11 protein-coding genes and 2 pseudogenes are annotated in these 14,708 nt (G+C 56.8%); 5 read left to right on the top strand and 8 right to left on the bottom strand.

From position 1 onward, the window contains the following. Nucleotides 1–88: 88 nt before the first annotated feature. A complete protein-coding gene (locus ACKFRX_RS08380; RefSeq protein ID WP_005328804.1) occupies nt 89–1,432 on the bottom strand; it encodes an IS256 family transposase in 1,344 nt (447 codons plus the stop codon). Nucleotides 1,433–1,543: 111 nt separating this feature from the next. On the opposite strand from ACKFRX_RS08380, the gene ACKFRX_RS08375 reads away from it, so the two are divergent. After that, complete coding sequence (locus tag ACKFRX_RS08375; protein ID WP_408928276.1) at nt 1,544–2,524, top strand: alkaline phosphatase; 981 nt, start codon at nt 1,544–1,546, stop codon at nt 2,522–2,524. Nucleotides 2,525–2,668: 144 nt separating this feature from the next. Here ACKFRX_RS08375 and ACKFRX_RS08370 read toward each other — a convergent pair whose 3' ends face one another. Then, nucleotides 2,669–5,059: a glycogen/starch/alpha-glucan phosphorylase gene (locus tag ACKFRX_RS08370; RefSeq protein WP_408922080.1), complete on the bottom strand. Its 2,391-nt coding sequence runs from the start codon at nt 5,057–5,059 to the stop codon at nt 2,669–2,671. Between the two features lie 221 nt (nt 5,060–5,280). After that, a pseudogene (locus tag ACKFRX_RS08365) lies at nt 5,281–6,488 on the bottom strand (IS110 family transposase). Nucleotides 6,489–6,494: 6 nt separating this feature from the next. Here ACKFRX_RS08365 and ACKFRX_RS08360 point away from each other — a divergent pair. Both ACKFRX_RS08360 and ACKFRX_RS08355 read left to right on the top strand, forming a co-directional pair. Continuing rightward, nucleotides 6,495–6,986, top strand: coding sequence for a hypothetical protein (locus ACKFRX_RS08360; RefSeq protein WP_250408703.1), 492 nt, complete (start codon nt 6,495–6,497; stop codon nt 6,984–6,986). A 372-nt stretch (nt 6,987–7,358) separates the two neighbouring features. Further along, on the top strand, nt 7,359–9,158 hold the full coding sequence (locus ACKFRX_RS08355; protein ID WP_250408704.1) for an SIP domain-containing protein: 1,800 nt from the start codon (nt 7,359–7,361) through the stop codon (nt 9,156–9,158). A 40-nt stretch (nt 9,159–9,198) separates the two neighbouring features. Here ACKFRX_RS08355 and ACKFRX_RS08350 read toward each other — a convergent pair whose 3' ends face one another. Both ACKFRX_RS08350 and ACKFRX_RS08345 read right to left on the bottom strand, forming a co-directional pair. Next, complete coding sequence (locus tag ACKFRX_RS08350) at nt 9,199–10,560, bottom strand: DHA2 family efflux MFS transporter permease subunit (protein WP_250408705.1); 1,362 nt, start codon at nt 10,558–10,560, stop codon at nt 9,199–9,201. 80 nt (nt 10,561–10,640) lie between these two features. Next, the gene (locus ACKFRX_RS08345; protein ID WP_158522254.1) at nt 10,641–11,084 is read right to left on the bottom strand and encodes a MarR family winged helix-turn-helix transcriptional regulator; all 444 of its coding nucleotides are present in this window, start codon (nt 11,082–11,084) and stop codon (nt 10,641–10,643) included. Between the two features lie 316 nt (nt 11,085–11,400). On the opposite strand from ACKFRX_RS08345, the gene ACKFRX_RS08340 reads away from it, so the two are divergent. After that, nucleotides 11,401–11,820, top strand: coding sequence for a hypothetical protein (locus tag ACKFRX_RS08340; protein ID WP_250408707.1), 420 nt, complete (start codon nt 11,401–11,403; stop codon nt 11,818–11,820). Then, the gene (locus ACKFRX_RS08335; RefSeq protein ID WP_408927660.1) at nt 11,732–11,974 is read left to right on the top strand and encodes a hypothetical protein; all 243 of its coding nucleotides are present in this window, start codon (nt 11,732–11,734) and stop codon (nt 11,972–11,974) included. The genes ACKFRX_RS08340 and ACKFRX_RS08335 overlap by 89 nt, the downstream gene beginning before the upstream one ends. Nucleotides 11,975–11,976: 2 nt before the next feature. Here the strand turns inward: ACKFRX_RS08335 and ACKFRX_RS08330 are convergent. From ACKFRX_RS08330 to ACKFRX_RS08320, 3 genes and pseudogenes are all read right to left on the bottom strand, one after another. Then, nucleotides 11,977–13,237, bottom strand: a pseudogene (locus ACKFRX_RS08330) (IS3 family transposase). Nucleotides 13,238–13,533: 296 nt separating this feature from the next. Then, nucleotides 13,534–13,974 carry a DUF1990 family protein gene (locus ACKFRX_RS08325; RefSeq protein ID WP_250408710.1) on the bottom strand — a complete coding sequence of 147 codons (441 nt, stop codon included), beginning with the start codon at nt 13,972–13,974 and terminating at the stop codon, nt 13,534–13,536. 1 nt (nt 13,975) lies between these two features. Next, the gene (locus ACKFRX_RS08320; protein ID WP_251067686.1) at nt 13,976–14,590 is read right to left on the bottom strand and encodes a helix-turn-helix domain-containing protein; all 615 of its coding nucleotides are present in this window, start codon (nt 14,588–14,590) and stop codon (nt 13,976–13,978) included. Nucleotides 14,591–14,708 lie beyond the last annotated feature (118 nt).

Raw genomic sequence — 14,708 nt, 5'->3', positions numbered from 1 at the left:
GTTTCACCGACAAAATGTAGTGCAGACCTGCATCTATCAATGCTTGCTTGTTCGGAGGGTATCAAGTTGTTTGTGTGTGGGGCTAGGTTTATAGGTATTTGTCGAAGCTGTCGGGGTAGGCCACGGCCATTTGGTTAATGGCTTGTTTCCAGCCGGAAACTCGGGCTCCTTCCATGAGTCTGCCGGCTGTTGCTGAGACTCGTTTGCCTTGCTTTGCCCTCTTTGCGGCTCGTTTGTCTTCGATGTTGCAGATCATCAACCATAGCGTCTTGAGCGCTGATTCATTGTTAGTGAACTGCACCCTGTTGTGGGTAGCTTTCCGCAGTTCATTGTTGAATGATTCAATCGAATTCTTCGTGTAAATGACCTTGCTGGCTGCTGGTGGGAACTGGAGAAACGGTACGAAACGCGCCCATGCATCTCGCCAGACTTTGACTGAGCGTGGATACTTTTCTGCCAATTCAGAGGCTTCAAATTCGTCTAAGGCAGCCTTAGCTGTGGACTCGTCCGTGGCGGTGTAAATCTTTTTCAACGCGGCCGATACGCCCCGGCGATCCCCGTAGGCTACCCACCGGTTAGCGGCACGAATCAGGTGCACGATACAGGTTTGCACCATAGAGTTCGGCCACGTTGCCTCAACTGCTTCAGGCAGACCTTTAAGCCCGTCACAGCAGACGATAAAGACGTCCTTGACCCCACGATTGGAAAGATTGGCACATACCTGCGCCCAAAATGAAGCGCCTTCTTCTTTGGCAATCCACAATCCCAAAATGTGCTTGATACCGTCGAGATCCACGCCGATAGCCATGTACGCGGACTTATTGACCACTCGGCCGCCATCGCGGACTTTAATGCGCAGCGCATCCAGGAAAATGACCGGGTAGAACTCGTCTAGCTGGCGGTTTTGCCAGATCATGACCTCATCGAGGACGGCGTCAGTAACCGCTGAAATCGTCTCATGGGAAATATCAACACGCATCGCCATTGCCATATGATGCTGGATATCCCCAATTGTCATCCCACCGGCGTACAAGCTAACGATCATGTCATCGACATCAGTCAATCTCCTCGAGCCTTTAGGGACCATAGTCGGAAAGAATGTTCCAGCCCGATCTCTTGGCACATCAACGGTGACTGGCCCGTAGTTAGAATCCACGGTCTTTGGATACGACCCGTTGCGGTGATTGTCTGTTCTAGCTGCAGCTTTAGCGCTCCTGTCGCCAGACTCGTAGCCTAGGTGGGCATCCATTTCAGCGTTGAGGCCTCTGGTAATCGAGGCTTGTAACATGCCGCGAACCAGGTCGTTGGCATCCGTTGTAGACGTGCCTAGGTCATCAATCAGCTTCGCGATGTCAGGGTTAGCAAGCAGCTTCTTTTCAATCGCATCAATCTTGGCCTTATCAGCCGGATCTCGTCTCGCCACAGTAGTCATTCTGGTCCATCTCCTTATGCGGGTTAGGTACCCACACACAAACCATCAGACACTCTCTATTCCGAAGCCACTCCGGCGGCGTGGGCCGCGCACAACAAGGACCGCGATAAGCTGCAGGACATTAGCCGTGAGATGCTCGGCAGCGCCCTCGACTTGGTCATGGCCGCTGGCCACCCGTTCTACGACAATGACCACCAAAAGATCGAAACTCCGGATTACAGCTTCATGTACGAGGAGGACTACGCCAAGCTTTCCGCTGGCGAGACCGACTGGAACTACTTTGAGTCCAACGATGACTTCAAGAAGATGGCGGAAGGCGACGTCAAGCCGGACCAGAAGTACTGGGGTATCGCACAGGTAGGATCCACCTTGCAGAACTCTCGCTCTGGTGAGGCGAAGGAGCCGTACTCTGACCCGCTTAACGACGTCGTCGATCTCCCCACCATGACCACCGGCGCACTCAACGCACTGGGGCAGGATGAGGATGGATTCTCCGTCATGATCGAGGGCGGTGCCATCGACTGGGCTGGACACGGCAATAACCCGGTGCGCGACATCGAAGAGACCCAGGACTTCAACAAATCGGTCGATGCCGCCATCAAGTGGGTAGAGGAGAACTCTTCGTGGGAGGAGACCCTGCTGGTTGTTACCGCAGACCACGAAACCGGCTATCTCTCCGGTGCGAACGAGGCTCCGACTGAGGATAACCCTGAGGCGGATAACCGCTTCAACGCTATGGAAGGTGAGAAGGGCAAGGTTGCTCGCCACGGTTGGTACTCCGGTCAGCACACCAACCAGTTGGTGCCGTTCTTCTTCAAGGGCGCCGGCTCCGAGGACATCATGGCCCGTACCTCTGGAACCGATTCGGTCCGCGGTGACTACATCGATAACACCCTGGTAGCCAACTTGACCTTTGATGAGTGGTGGAACGATGGCACCGGCCAAGCAGAAGAGCCAGAGCAGCCAGAAGACGCTGCCAACCCGTCCGATGACGCTGATGCCGGCAAGGAAGGCAGCAGCAAGGGCTTTGCTGCTGGTCTAGCTACGGGTCTGGGGATTCTGGGCGCAGTTGTCGGCGCCTCGGCTTCCTAGCTACGCAGATGGGCGTGCTTAACATTGACTTGAAGCCCATCTATGAGCAGCTCAAGCGCGTGGGCCTGCGCTAAACAGCATCAGGCACACCGCCTACATAAAGGTCCTGCCCTTTGCCGTGGAAGCGAAGGACAGGACCTTTTCTTAGCGCTGGGAAATCGGGGTCGGCTGGATCTTCCACACCTCGTTCGCGTAGTCCGCGATGGTTCGGTCCGAGGAGAAGCGACCCGAATAGCAGATATTCAGCCAGGCCTTCTTGGCCCATGCAAGATCGTCCTCTTGATACTCCGCGGCCATGCGGTCGCGGGTCTCGCGGTAGTCGGCGAAGTCACCGAGGACGTAGTACTGGTCTTGGGCGTGCTCCCCGAAGCCGTCGAGAAGCGAGGAACGCAAATCGCCGAAGATGCCGGCATTGTCGGCGCCCAGGGTGCCGTCGACTAGCGCATCCAGCGCGCGGGCCAAGCCTGGCACGCTCTGGTAAAGCTCGCCCGGGTTGTACTCGGCGCGCAGCTGCGGCAACTCCTCATTGCGGGCGCCGAAGATATAAGCGTTGTCCTCGCCAACCGCCTCGACGATTTCTACGTTTGCTCCATCCATGGTGCCCAAGGTCAGTGCGCCATTCATCATGAACTTCATATTGGACGTGCCGGAGGCTTCCTTGCCAGCCACGGAAATCTGCTCGGAGATATCAGCGGCCGGGATGATGTGCTCGGCGGGGGAGACGTTGTAGTTCTCCACGAAGACGACGCGGATGATGTCTTTGGTCGCCGGGTCGTTATTGACCAGATCCGCGATGGTGTTGATGAGCTTAATAATCGCCTTGGCGCGGTCGTAGCCTGGCGCGGCCTTGGCACCAAAGATGAAAGTGCGCTTCGGCACGGTTTCGCCCTCGTCCTTGATGCGGAAGTAGAGGTCGAGGACGTAGAGGGCGTTCATCAGCTGGCGCTTGTACTCGTGCAGGCGTTTAATCTGCACGTCAAAGATGGAATCGGGGTCGATTTCAGCGCCTTGGTGGTCGTTTACCCACTGCGCAAAGTCGCGCTTATTGGCCTGCTTGATGGCGATGAGCTGGTGCAGCAGGTCCCCGTCGTCGGCCTTATCGGCGAGTTTGGCCAGCTGGGTGAGGTCAGTAACCCACGCATCGGAACCAGCCTGCTGTGTGAGCAGTTCTGCCAGGCGGGGGTTGCACATCTTTAGCCAGCGGCGCGGGGTGACGCCATTGGTCTTATTGTTGAATTTTTCTGGCCAGAGATCGTGCCATTCGGATAACGTATCGGCCTTGATGATCTCGGTATGCAGGGCGGCGACACCGTTAATGGAGTAGGCGGCGTAGCAGGCGATCCAGGCCATGTGCACGTGTCCGTTGGATACCGGCGCCATGTAGTCAATGCGGCCCTGATCTAGGCCGCGGCGGGCCATATCTTCGCGGAAGCGGCGGTCGATTTCCTCCACCAACTGCCAGATGCGCCAAAACAGCTTTTGGAAGATGGACACTTCCCAGCTCTCCAGGGCCTCTGCGAGCACGGTGTGGTTGGTGTAGGCAAAGGTCTCGGTGACGATCTTCCACGCCGCATCCCAGCTCAGACCATGGTCATCGAGCAAAATGCGCAGGAGCTCTGGGATGGCGAGCACTGGGTGGGTGTCATTGAGCTGGATGGAGTTGTACTGCGCAAAACCGGTGAGGTCCTCGCCGTGCTGGGCAATGTAGTTATCCACCATGGTCTGCAGGGATGCGGAGACAAAGAAGTACTGTTGGCGAACGCGCAGTACCTTGCCCTCATAGGTGGTGTCGTTGGGGTAGAGCACGCGGCAGATATCCATGACGCGTTCGCGATCGACAATGGCCTCCGTAAAGCGCTGGGAGTTGAAGGCATCATAATCGAATTCAGCGATGGGCTCGGACTTCCACAGGCGTAGCGTGCCTACGTTATCGGTTCCGTAGCCGGTGATAGGCATGTCATAGGGAATGGCGCGCACGTCCATGTCATCAAAGTGGACGCGGCGCTGCTCGGAGGCGCGGCGGATGATGAAGTCATAGCCGTTTTCCATCCACGCATCAGGCTGTTCCTTCTGGAAGCCATTCTCAAAGGACTGGCGGAACAGGCCGTAGCGGTAGAGCAGGCCATAACCGGTAACGGGGTAGTCCTGGGTGACAGCGGAATCGAGGAAGCAGGCGGCGAGGCGGCCGAGGCCACCGTTGCCGAGCGCGGCATCGTGCTCGGCTTCGAGAACATCGCTCAGCTCGTGGTCGGCGGCGGTGGCGGCAGCCTTGGCATCGTCAACCAAGCCCAGGTTGGTGAGGTTATTGAGCAGCGCGCGGCCCTGCAGGAACTCCGCGGAAAAGTAGTGCTGCTGGCGGGTCGCAGCATAGGCGGAACGGGTGCGCTCCCAATTATCGGCAATCTGCTCCATGACGGCACCAGATAGGCCCGACCAGAACTTGCGGTAGGAAGCGCTGTGCGGGCTTACACCGGAGGCCGCACGAACATGGGAGGGAACGGTGGATTCGAAAACAGAGTGCCGTGGCTGGCTCATGTGAAACCTTAAGGTAGTGGGAAGTCACGAAACGCCTGCCAGCTTAATAGGATTGGCGCAGCCTTGCAGGGGGGTGTTCCTATATAGGTTGTCAACTTCATGGGTGAGGTTGTTGGGGGTGTGGAGGGCTTCTGCTTCACTTCGGCGATGTTGTTTTCGGGCCCGTTGAGGAGCCGATTGGGCTTGCTGCTCAATCGGCTTGAGGAGCGGTTCTGGTGGTTTTAGGCTGCTGTGGCCTCCTGCGCTGTGGGGATGTCTCGGTAGAGCTCGCCGCTGCGCATCATGGCGAAGAGAACGTTGAAGCGTCGGCGTGCGAGTGCGACGACTGCGGCGTTGTGTCTTTTGCCTTCTTTGCGTTTTCGTTCATAGAATTGCCGGGAACGCTCGTGGAATCTGATCGATGCAAAAGACGATTGCCATAGGGCGTTCTTTAGTTTTTGTTGCCAGCCCGGTTGGGCGAATTCGACATAATGGACGTTCCCGACTGATTCGTCCGCGGTGATAGGCCTGCATAGGACGCTAGGTGCGCTGCATCGGGGAAGTCGGACATATCGCCAACAGTCATGAGGATCTGCGCAGCACTACGCGGGCCGATGCCGGGCATCGATAAAAGAATCTCGGTTTGAGGAATGTCCTTAATGAGCTTGAGTACCTGCGCTTCGATTTGCTTGCGATGCTCTAGTTTGGCTAGCGCGTCTTTGGCGGACATTGCTACGCCTAGTTCGGCGTATTCTGCGCCGGCAATGGACACGGTCTGGGCGTGGATGGCGGCAAGCATGGCATCGATGACAGGCTCAGGATTGCGCGCTTTGTGGCTGCGTGCAAAGGCTGCCAGGCGTGTTCTGCCGATGCGTCGAATCTTGGTGGGGCCACCGTATTTTGCACGTAGGTGGAGGATCCACTTTCGGTGAATCATTTGTCCGCGCAGGACATGTTCGAAGGCAGGATAGGTTCCTACGAGCGCGGATCGCATCTGGTTAATCAGGCGTGTGTAGGCCCGGGCGAGGTCTTCGTCGATACCGTTGAGAACTTTCAACTGGATAAAGACTTCCTCAACGCGGTCGACACTGCGCAGGGCGTCCGGAAGGTTAAGACCGGCATGGGCGATGACGTAGGCGTCGCGTACATCGGTCTTGGAGTTGCCGACGTGGATGCGAGAGAGCTGTCGCATCGCAAGCCCCGGTAGATAGCGAACGTCTGCCCCCATGTCTTGGGCGACCGCGACGGTCAACCGGCCGATGTTATTGGGTTGATCGACAATGACAAGGACCGAGGCATTGTCGGCGAGGAATTGGCCGAAGAGCTTGCGTAGCGCGCCTTCATGCTGGTCGATACGTTTGGACAGGACTTGTCTGCCTTGGGGATCGAGGACGCAGGCGTGGTGGAAGTATCTGCCGACGTCCACGCCAATGACGAAGTCATAGGCCATGGGTGTATGCCTCCTAGCGATGATGAGGATCAGAAGCGTTTCGCTGACGTGAAGGAAAAATTGCCGAACCTCGCGGGTAAAATCGGCATTGTTTCTCAATTCGCCCAGGGATCCTTTGGTGCCGTTGCAGACCCTGAGGATCCGGGTGCATCCTTCATCTACGATTTGGGCATGAAGTTCCCGGATAAGCTGACTGACGGTACGGTTCCAGTTGATAAAGGCCGCGTCACGCTTTCTCCGGAAAACGTATCCTACCTGGCCGCTGATTTTATGGTTATTTATAACCGCACCGGCTCAATCGAAGAAGTTGAAAATACTCCGGGATACAAAGATTTGCCGCAGGTGAATTCCGGTGCGACTCTCGCTGGTGACGAGGCGGTCGTCGCTGGACTCAACAACCCGACGAGCCTGAGCCGAGCTTGGGTGCTGGACAAGACAATGCCGACGCTGGAAAAGTTGGAAAGTAGTCAAGGTCCGCACGGCTCCGATACTTGCTAGATAGGGCCCGCTCCTTTGCAGCAGGTTGTCATGAACGCCTTCCGATTTATCGGAAGGCGTTCTCTTCAATGGACTGCATCAAAGGTAGTGGTGCGTCCGTTCTTGCCTTTCCGGCACGGAAAACCAGCGTCAGTCTTTCCGCATCTTCGCTCACCGGCGCAGCACGATGACTGCACTAAAAGGTGCGTAGGTGGGCCGGAAAATGCTTAGGGCTGGGAGAGGCGTGCACAGTATCGGCAAAACTTAATAAGAAAATAGGCCATCGAACAAAGTGAATTAAAAGCCATCTAGACCGAGAGGGGAATGGTCTCAAATATGCCAAGGAACAGTCGGAGCAGGGAAATCTATCCAATTTCTTACCGGGAATTATACGTGGAAGATATCGAAGATATATCGCCATCCGTGCGGCGTATTACGCTTAGCGGGGAGCAGCTCCAGGAGCACGAACACGATGGTATTTCCGTTCCTTCGCTGATAAGCCATGGTTTTGACGACGACGTTCGGCTCATCTTCCCGGATCCGGAAACTGGGGAACGGCCGCACCCAATCGCCCAAAAAGATGGCAACCTCCTGTGGCCAGAAACTGTTAAAAATCTCTTCCGCACATACACGGTTCGCTACTTTGACGCTGTTAACGGGCGGTTAGCAATTGATTTCGCTCGCCATGGCGAGGGCTTGGCCGAAAACTGGTCACAGAATGTCCGGATCGGTGACGCTATTTTTGTGGCAGGTCCAAAGTCGTGTGCACAGTTACCCACGCATACCGATTGGCTTTTCTTGGCCGGAGACGAGACTGCGCTCCCAGCAATCGGCCGCTGCCTCGAGTCGCTCCCGTCTGGGCATGATGCGATTGCGGTGATAGAGGTTCCGATGAGTGCTGATATTCAAGACTTAGACATTCCAGATTCAGTTCACGTCCACTGGGCGATACGTGACCAAGGCGACGACTTCGTAGCAAAAACTAGTGTGCTCTTTGAAGAGACTGCTGATTCACAATTGCCTACTGGAGAAGCATACGTATGGGCGGCGGGGGAGGCGTCCCGGCTGAAAACACTGCGGCGATTGTTCAAAGCTTCCGGAAATTCCCCTGAGCATAGGGAAATCACAGGCTACTGGCGGCGTACCAGCCAGAGCGACGCTAAAGAAAGCGCATCGAGCAGCAGCAATAGTGTTTTGCACAATATCCATGATCTGGCTGAGTTGAATTCAGCCTTTGCGCTCCGCACTGCCGTGCGTTTAGGGCTCTTCCAAGAAATCGATGCGGGTGCCACTACAGTCCCTGCTCTTGCTGCTGCGACAGAACTGCACGAGGAGGCGCTCCGGAGGTTTATCCGTTACCTGGCGGCTCTTCAACTCGTCGAAGTACGCGAGCGCACCCTCGCGCTGACCGCAATGGGACTGGAACTGGCGGACCCGGACTCCAATGTGGTGCGTTGGCTAAGCGGGCCTGCGCATCTTGAGGCGATGGCACTGATGCGTCTTGAACACAGCCTTCGTACCGGTGAGGCGGCTCCTCAAGGCGAGAGGGGATTGCCGTGGTCAGAATATGTATGCCGTGACCCGCAACTCGCGGCCGAACGCATTGAGCAAAAGAATATGAGCGCTGGCTGGACTGCTCCGTCCGCAGCACAGACGATGCAGCAGCACCTGGATGACACCGCTAGCGTTCTGATTATTGGCCAGGGAGGTGCAGTATATGCAGATGAAATTCTCCGGCGATGTGAGCATGCCCAGAGCAGGGTTATCACCGATGCTTCCTCGGAAGCAGTGCTACGGGAAATCGCAGGAGCTTCTCGTGAACGGTGCGAAACGAGTGGCGATGGAACTGGCTTTAATCCCACTGATGCGGACTATGCGTGGGCAACTGATGTAGTCTTCATTGATCCCTGGAGTATCTTTGGCAACGCAGAGGTGACTGCCCAATTAGACCGCGCCACTCACGGGGATGCGTTCCATCGGGCTTATATCCTTTCCGAGGTTCTGGAGGAAACCGGCGGCGATGAGCATTCCTATGAAGAGGACTTGGTGAGGCTTTCCATGTTCGGCACCAAGGTGCCGACACAGGAAGATGTCAACGCTGTTGTCGCTGATAGCGGCGGTCTTATTTCTTCTGCCACGGCTGTTGGCTGGGGTAAACATCTTTTCGTTCTGGAGGCAGAAGCGAATTCCTAAAGAGGAGCCTCGGTGGGCCAAACGCCTCGAGCTTTACCATTTATTTCCGGACCACGGTCCCGCGCGGGAGCCGGGTGGCCGTGGCCGCCATAAGCGTGGTGAACACGGTGAAGTAGGCGAAGGTCGACCATCCGACCCCGTGGGTAAGGGTCATCAGCACCGTGCAGACGGATACGCCGAGTGCGCTGCCAAGTTGGGTCGCTATGCGGCCTGCAGCACTGGCATGGACGACTTCATCTTTGGTTAAGCCGTGGTAGGTCGCGGACATCGTGAGCACAGTAAGGGCTCCGATGCCGCCGCCGCGCACGAATAGCCCGCAGCCTTGAAGGATGAGCCAGCATGTCGCCTGGCCGATGGGAAAGGCGAAAGGTAGCGTTCCGATAATAGTGGCGGCAATGCACATGTAGACGGTCTTACGCGTACCCCATCGAGCGATAAACTTTTTCGACGCCGAGCGGCTGAAATACGCACCCACACTTTGTAGGGCCAGCAGAAGTCCCGCATCCAATGCGGTGTAGGCGTAGTTGCCCTGATAATGCAGCGGAATGAGGAATAGTCCGCCATAAAACACGGTGCTCGCAATGGCCAGCGTTGCCCACGCTGAGGCAAAAGAGGGGTGGGCGAATAGGCGGACATCGATAAGCGGCGACGGCGCCCGGAGCGCATGCAGGACAAAGTAGCCAATCAGCCCTGCTCCGGCGGCGAGGACAATTATGCTTGTCCAAGAGTTCATATGTCCGATGGTGGTAAAGCCATAGACCACTGCGAGCAAACCCGGGGCGAGCAGGAGGTATCCCGTGCGGTCCAGCTGGGCTGCTGTGTCTGCTGGAGTCCGTTCTAGGTAGTGGGTAGCCAGCGCAATCGCTGCGATGCCGATGGGAACGTTGATGAGGAAGATGGCGCGCCAGCCGATGGCATCGACAAGCAGCCCGCCCAGTAATGGGGCAATCGCGGGTGCAATGACCGCAGGGAGGCCGATTGCGGTAATGGCGCGCGTGGCCTGATCCTTCCCAGCGTTGGTGACGATGAGGGTCTGCATCACCGCTACCGAGAAGCCTGCCGCGAATCCCTGCAGGATGCGGAAGGCGATGAGCATGTCTATATGTGTAGAGACCGCGCACAGGATTGAAGCGATGGTGAAGACTGCCAGCGCGGTAATCCAGAGATTTTTGGCGCCGAAGCGGCGCGTTGCCCAGCCGCTGAGAGGAATGGCCATAGTGGAGGCCAACCCGTAGCCGGTAATGACCCATTGGGCGAGAACTATCGGTGCGTTGAAATCCTCGCCAATGGAATGAATGGCGACGTTGACGATGCTGATATCTAGCAGCGGCAAAATTGAGCCGAAGACTAGGGCGATGACGACCCGCCTAGTCTGGGGGTCGAGTTTTTCTTCTTCCTGCATGAGGGGTTCCCTTCGAAGTGTGTGCTCACAAGGCGTGGTGAGGTGTGGTCATGATGGAGAGAGTGATGGTGGTGTGTGGTTTAGTGGGCGAACGGTCCGTCGTTGGTGAGGTCGGTGAGCATTTCCGCGAATTGTTGTTGTGCGGGCTCCGGCCAGCGGGCGAGGAACTCTTCCAATTTTTGGGTCAGGCGCGAGCGCATCACGGCGACGTTGTCTTGGCCCAGTGGGGTTAGCGACAGTTGTATCCACCGCGCGTCGCGGGGATCGGTAGCGCGCGCGATGAGCCCGGCTTTTTCTAAGGCCGAGGCGTGGCGGGATACCACCGAGCGGTCCAGGCCGATAACGGTGGCGAGCTCTTTCGGAGTGGAGGGACCGCAGCGGTCTAGGCCGCTGAGTACTAAATACGTGGATTCATTGATTTCTTCACCGAGCCCCTGGGTGAGGTGGGCGTACATGCGTCGGCGGAGGCTGCGCTGGGAAAGTAGTCCCAGTGCGTCGGCGACTTGTTTGCTTGGAGTGTCCATGCCGGCAGAATACATGCGGAGTGCACTCGTGTCTAGTGCACGCGTGTTTATTGCACGCTAATTTTGGCGAGATGATCGTGGTAAAGAGCGGAAAGCGTATAAAGTAACCGCGTTTGTCCATTTTCTGGCCCGATTTTTGGCGAAACGCGGTTGTTTTGGACAGCCTGAGGCTCAGCCGTATCTCTTACTGAAGGGAGGAGCACCGAAATCACAAATGAGCCTTCCGGTTTTCCAATTCCGGTTCCCCGTGCACGCACTTTAACTTTCTGGAACGCCAGGATGAGAAAGAATAGATCTAGTTAAGGAGTACAAAGCAATGGCTGAAGAAACTGCACGCGCCCTTGGGTACGAAGTAGACGTGGACCGCGAGAAGTTTACTTACCTGGCATCGACTGATGCCGAGGGCAACAAGATTGAATCCGGCAAGGTTGCTGCAGCGGGAGCTGGTGGAACGGGGGCCGGTGCAGCCGGAACCGTAGCTGCCGGTGCCGCTGCAACGGCGAACGCGGATGAGCAGAATGATTCCGTGACCCAGAGTGATTACGAGCCGAAGAACCACGTCGTTGCTGGTGCTGAGGAAGAACACGTCGCCGCCGCGTCCGAGCAGCCGGATCTGCAGGAAAAGCTGGATGAGGACAACGCGGACTATGAGCCCTCAGAGCACGTCGTGGGCGAGGCCGAAGAAGAACACCATCGGCACCGCCCCGGAGCAGCCGGAAGAGGATGCGGCAGATGATGAACGCGATGAATTCGATGACCTGAAGGACAAGGTCACCGAGGCCGGCAATGTCGTTGAAGAAGCCATCAACCGCGCTGAGGACTTCTTGGAAGACAAGGTGCAGGAATACCAGGACGGATTGAACTGCCCCCCGAAAGTTGGACTGGTTTAATTCTAGGCGGTTAGGGCTTCAAGGGTCTGATTTCGATATTGCATCGGGGTTAGACCCTTGAGTCGTTGTTGGATGCGTTCGGTGTTGTACCACCGGATGTACTCGTCGATTGCCTGGTTGAACTCTGCGACGGTGTCGAAGGCTTCTCCGTGGTACATCTCGGTTTTCAGGTGGCCGAAGAAGTTCTCCATGACCGCGTTGTCGTAGCAGTTGCCTTTGCGTGACATCGATTGGACTCCCTGGTGCTGGCTAATCAGGGTGCGCCATGATGAGTGCTTGTATTGGAATCCTTGATCGGTGTGGATCATCCAGCCCGGCTCTGGAGCACACGCTTTGATCGCCTGCGCCAACGAAGCCGAGGTAAACGCCGTAGACGGCGATGTGGCCACTGTGTGGGCGACGATTGAGCAGTCGAACAGGTCCATCACCGGTGAGAGATACACCTTGCGGCCAGCGACTTTGAACTCGGTGACGTCGCTGACGAAGACAGTGTTGAGCCTATCGGGGGTGAAGTTGCGCTCGAGTGTGTTCTCAGCGATGTAGCTGATTGTGCCAGTGTAGGAGATGTAGGGCCTGCGCTGGCGGATCTTGGCTTTCAAGCCCATGGCGCGCATGAGCTTGTAGACAAGTTTGTGGTTGACCACCCAGCCCTGGTTACGCAGGTCGAGCAGTACCCGCCGGTAGCCGTAGCGGTGTTTGTTGCGCTGAAAACTGTCCCGGATCGCTTGTTTGAGCTCGGCATGTTTATCCGGTGCGGTGAGTCGTTTTTGGTGGTAGAAGAATGTCGAGCGTGCCATGCCGGCCGCATCCAGGAGGTAGTCCAAGCGGTGGTGTGACTTGAGGATGACGATTGCCTGGGCTTTCAGGCGTGTCCCTGGTTCCTCAAGTCTCGCAATTTTTTTAAGTAGGCGTTTTCCGCTTCCAGCCGCTCAACCTGGCGGCGAAGCTTTTCCTCTTCCGTGAGGCGTTTCGGCGCAGCCGATCCTTTGGGCCTGCCCTTCGGCTTCGGGCGCAGAGCCTCGTCGCCGCCTCTGCGCCACTTAGCCACCCAGTCCTTGACGAGGTGGTCGGATGAAAGATTGAACTCTCGGGCAAGATCCATCATCGACTCACCCGCAAGATGACGTTCTACAACTTCCTTCTTCGCCTCGAAGGAGTAGTGCTGCTTGTTTGGTTTCTCCACGAGACATAGTCTGCCACGCAGTTGGAAACGGCGATAAAGTCTACGCGTTGCGTCTCTCGAGACACCGACAACACGAGCAGCGGCTCGGCAACCCATTCCCTGCTCGAAAAGCTCCACTAACTGCTCACGCTGAACTTCACTCAGCGAACTACGTGCTCTCAAAGAAAATGCTCCCCACTAGTTGTTGGCAACTGATTTCTCAGTCCAACTAATGGGGAGCAGTTCAGATCCGGCAAGAAGGGCGGTTTCTTTAACCGCGTGAAAGACGTTGTGCGCGAGGCTCGCGATAACCTCGACGAGAAGCGCAAGTAGTTAACTACGTCTGGGCTGCTGCTTTTCCCGTAGGGGGAGAGGCAGCGGCCTTTGTGCTGCCGCGCTAGTCCAGCGCGTGCAGGTAGAACCGGCGGATAAGGATGCGGCGGGGGATATCGACAAGCGGGCGCAAGAAGGGCAGGAAGGGCTTGGAGGCGGCATCGATAAGCAGCAGCGTCCGCCCATCCCGCAGGCGCTCTAAGGTGAAGGTTTCCTCGCCGCGCTCGACGTGGCCGGTCAAGGTGCCGTAGGTAAAGCCGTAGCGGCCATCGTCGGTGAAGGTCTCGACCACGCGGCAGTGGAAATCGAACGGGCCAAGGCCCATGGTGACCTCGGCGCCTTCTTGTACGACTGGGTGGGTGGGGCTCACGCGGAATAGGCCGCTGCGCTGGATGCCCCAGCGAAAGAGCCGGTGGGCTGCGGTATCGAAATCGGCGTCGATGACCCTGCTCATGTGCAGCTGCGGAAATCCGGCGGTGTCGGAATAAGAAAGCGGCTCTGGCATCTTAAGTGCCGTAGGCGGCGAACGCTGCGGCCAGTGCGGCGCGGGCATCAGTACCGTTTTCTGGCAGAGCGAACGCTGTGGTTCCGACATCGAATCTGCTGGCATCATCGATAATCTGGTAAATCGTGATATGTGTGTGGGCATGGTCAAAGAGGCGGTAGACCAGTCCATCGATTTGCCAGAGTTCACCGACGAGATCACGGGCGAAGCGCTTATAGGAGCTGCGTGGCCGTTTGCGGGCATTGGCATCAACAAATCCCAGCTCATGAAGCCACGAGGCGATTGTAGAACGCGACGGTGTGGAATCTGGGCCTACAGTGTCAACCAAGAAGTAGTAGATCGACCAAGGCCCATAATCCAAGCCTTGCTCCATCAACTCCTGCCTGGCGTGGACGACTGCGATTTTATCGGCCTCGTCAAATTTCTTAATCGGATTCTTCGGGGCAGTCGAATCAGGCACAATACCTGCGCGACCCTTCTGCGCTATCCGGCTTTTGATGTTGTGGTACGTCTGCCGCGAGATTCCTAATTCTTTGCAAAACTGTGTGACCGTCTTGCCGTCACGAACGGGATCGAAATCTGCGACCTTTCTACGCTTATGCAATGGAATAGCCATCCAGCTATTCCACCGCCGCAAACGTCCAAAAGCCACTAGACATCCCGTCCAAAAACATCCTGGACTCCCTGTCCAAAAAGTCGCTAGACATCACACGACTAGTTTCACTGTCCTTTCA

The sequence above is a fragment of the Corynebacterium tuberculostearicum genome, assembly GCF_046097465.1.
In the GTDB taxonomy this organism is placed as follows: Bacteria; Actinomycetota; Actinomycetes; order Mycobacteriales; family Mycobacteriaceae; genus Corynebacterium; species Corynebacterium tuberculostearicum_I.
Note: the sequence above shows the minus strand (reverse complement) of the source record. Positions and strands in the feature narration are given on the sequence as shown.

Excerpts from the sequence above, each read along its gene's own strand:
- ACKFRX_RS08340 (WP_250408707.1), top strand. The coding sequence starts at position 11,401 with ATGGCTGAAGAAACTGCACGCGCCCTTGGGTACGAAGTAGACGTGGAC.
- ACKFRX_RS08350 (WP_250408705.1), bottom strand. The coding sequence starts at position 10,560 with ATGCAGGAAGAAGAAAAACTCGACCCCCAGACTAGGCGGGTCGTCATC.
- ACKFRX_RS08345 (WP_158522254.1), bottom strand. The coding sequence starts at position 11,084 with ATGGACACTCCAAGCAAACAAGTCGCCGACGCACTGGGACTACTTTCC.
- ACKFRX_RS08380 (WP_005328804.1), bottom strand. The coding sequence starts at position 1,432 with ATGACTACTGTGGCGAGACGAGATCCGGCTGATAAGGCCAAGATTGAT.
- ACKFRX_RS08320 (WP_251067686.1), bottom strand. The coding sequence starts at position 14,590 with ATGGCTATTCCATTGCATAAGCGTAGAAAGGTCGCAGATTTCGATCCC.
- ACKFRX_RS08335 (WP_408927660.1), top strand. The coding sequence starts at position 11,732 with ATGAGCCCTCAGAGCACGTCGTGGGCGAGGCCGAAGAAGAACACCATC.
- ACKFRX_RS08370 (WP_408922080.1), bottom strand. The coding sequence starts at position 5,059 with ATGAGCCAGCCACGGCACTCTGTTTTCGAATCCACCGTTCCCTCCCAT.
- ACKFRX_RS08325 (WP_250408710.1), bottom strand. The coding sequence starts at position 13,974 with ATGCCAGAGCCGCTTTCTTATTCCGACACCGCCGGATTTCCGCAGCTG.
- ACKFRX_RS08360 (WP_250408703.1), top strand. The coding sequence starts at position 6,495 with ATGCCTCCTAGCGATGATGAGGATCAGAAGCGTTTCGCTGACGTGAAG.